General features: G+C 34.7%; 2 protein-coding genes. Both read right to left on the reverse strand.

The features are described 5' to 3' along the window. Positions 1-151: 151 nt before the first annotated feature. Positions 152-2,017: an ATP-binding protein gene (locus tag VLB74_RS03285; RefSeq protein WP_325202034.1), complete on the reverse strand. Its 1,866-nt coding sequence runs from the start codon at positions 2,015-2,017 to the stop codon at positions 152-154. A 229-nt stretch (positions 2,018-2,246) separates the two neighbouring features. After that, positions 2,247-2,520 (reverse strand): hypothetical protein (locus tag VLB74_RS03290; protein WP_325202035.1); only part of this gene is annotated, 274 nt, incomplete at its 5' end.

The following is a 2,520-nucleotide window of genomic DNA, read 5'->3' on the forward strand; positions in this document are numbered from 1 at the left end:
CATTAATTTTATTTCAAAGATAATGTTTCAAATCATATTTTGGTGGTATCCAAAGCTCTCTTGAGTGAACTATAAAATTAAAGTTTACTGTTTCCTTTTTTTATTTCAATATGAGGGAGCAATTAGTGTTTAGCTAGTGCACTAAGCTATCTTATTCTGCTTTTTCGTCCATTTTTACAATTGTTATATAAGCCTGATTGGGATGATTAATCATATCTGGAATGGTATAATTTAATTTTTTTTCGTCTAATAACGGTTTTAAAAATTCTCTGAAAATATACTTCTCCGTTTTCCCCAACACCTGTGCAATCACCTTACCTTTCATAGGTTTATGCGAACATAATTGCAAAATAATATTAGTTATTTTTTCCTTATCATTAGTTCTTTTACCTAATGATTCTATCAGTTGTTTTAATGCAATTGGAATATCATCGTCGGTAGGTAGTGTACTAAGGTCGGTAGGTAGTGCACTAAGGTCAGGAGGTAGTGCACTAAGGATTTCCTCTTCGTTGGAAATATAGGATAGCAGAAGTAACGAAGTGGTGTAATATGTGAATTTACTTTTGCCTTTTTGAATTAATAAATCCAGTTCCCTTAATTTTCTTAAATCGGCATTTGCGGTAAGAATATCAGATCCGTTGATTTGTCGGGCTGTTGAATTATCGATTGCATTTACTTCCCGAACGAAAATCAAAATTCGTTTTTGATTGTCATTCAAATCGAAATTACTGAAGCTATTTAGCCAATGAATATCTTCTTCATTTAGTAAATGGTGCAATAAGAGTCTTACCGTAAAAGTGTTGTTTTCTCTACTACTTTCAAAAGTAGGAGGCATCATATCGACTTTTTCCATCAGGCTTCTCATAGTGCGAATACCACTTCCTTTGGTTTCCGCTAAGTTGGTTTCGTGGAAAATTGCGGATATAAAAGGATTTCTGTTTACAGAACCCGGTTCACCCAATTGGTCTTCGGTTTTTAATGAAAACCCAGGATTTATAATCTCAATTCTGTTTGGGTATCGAATAATCTGTATGGGGCTGTTTTCCCTGTATGAACGATGGATTAGCGCATTTACCACAGCTTCACGTAAAACACGCATTGGCAACCCGATATTTTTGGCCTGAATGTTATTGTCATTTAGCACAAAACCTTTGGGCAAATCATCTGAAATTGTTGAAATAATACGTTGCACCAATTCCAAAAGGGAACCTCTCATATCGAGCGTAGCATCAAAACGCTTGTCTGGGTCTTCAATCCATTTGTTGGTGCTTACACGAATATAATCGACTCTTACCATAGGCAATAATCTGCGGAGCGCCATTCTGGATCCAAAGCATAATAATCCGGTATAAGTAACCTGAAAGATTCCGTTGCTTTTTCTAATAGCGTTTAATGCTTTCAACAAATCGTTATCATCATAGGTAAGTTCCTCGGCAGAAGGATTTACATTTTTTCTGAAACGTCTGTAAAGGGAAATCGCTTCCTCCGATACATCCTCCAAATCGGCATCTTTAATAATGGATTTGTCCAAGGTTTCGTTTCCCTGGTAAAAAATTACCAAATCATCTTCAGTGCATTTGTGGTCTGCAGAACCAATACGGCGATAGGCACCTTGCGGCAAGCCTTTGTGTTTAAGAAACAGCGGTTTTTGTTCAGAACTTAGTTCGGAAACAAAAACTACGATAGCATATTTATCATTGGCTGTTTTTTCAACCGTAATTTGAGGACGGATAGGAATATTAAAGTTTTCAGCACACTGATTGGCCAAATCGGTCTGTATCTTATCAAGGTTTTCTTGAGGGATTCCGGAAACAATATAGCTTGGAAACAAACTTGTCACCTCATCTTCTCTTTCAACCCCTAATAGCAAATAACCACCGCCAAGACCCGGTTCGTTGCTAAAAGCACAAACTGTTTCCAGCACTGATTTACCTATTTCGGAAGCGCGTTTGGCCTCCAAATCGGTGCATTCATCCGATAAGTTTAATCGTTCTACTAACTCTTTTAAATTTTCCATTTTTATATGTGACTGTAGTCTTGATTATTTGTTAACTAATATTTTAATGATTATCTTCAATGCAAATCTTTAAGATCCAAGTATGGCAATATCATTTCTTCTAATTTTGAATTTCTATTAAATTCATCGATCCTTTTGTTTGACTCACTGTAATCTCTCAATCCTGGGAATTTTACAAACATATACAATACATTTTCTTCATCTTTCCAAAAGTTTAAATACACTTCCATCAATGGCTGTTCTTGTATTTTTTTTTAATGATATAATCTGAAATTTCTTTAGAAATATCTAAATCGGAAAACATCATAATTTGTTCAAATATAGAATGTCTCTTTGAATACTCTTCAGAAATAATCTTGAACTCCTGTGATATTTTCTCATCGAAAAGCAAAATTGATTGCTTATATGATTTGAAAAGCAAAATTTTATTTTCGACTGACTTTTTTATTAAATCAGAACGAGAGACTTTATTTTCTGATATTCCGTGCGCCACTAAACCAAAT

Origin of the sequence: Flavobacterium sp. (assembly GCF_035456225.1) — a bacterium.
GTDB lineage: Bacteria > Bacteroidota > Bacteroidia > Flavobacteriales > Flavobacteriaceae > Flavobacterium.

Coding starts and splice junctions, on each gene's coding strand:
- VLB74_RS03285 (WP_325202034.1), bottom strand. CDS start 2,017: ATGGAAAATTTAAAAGAGTTAGTAGAACGATTAAACTTATCGGATGAA.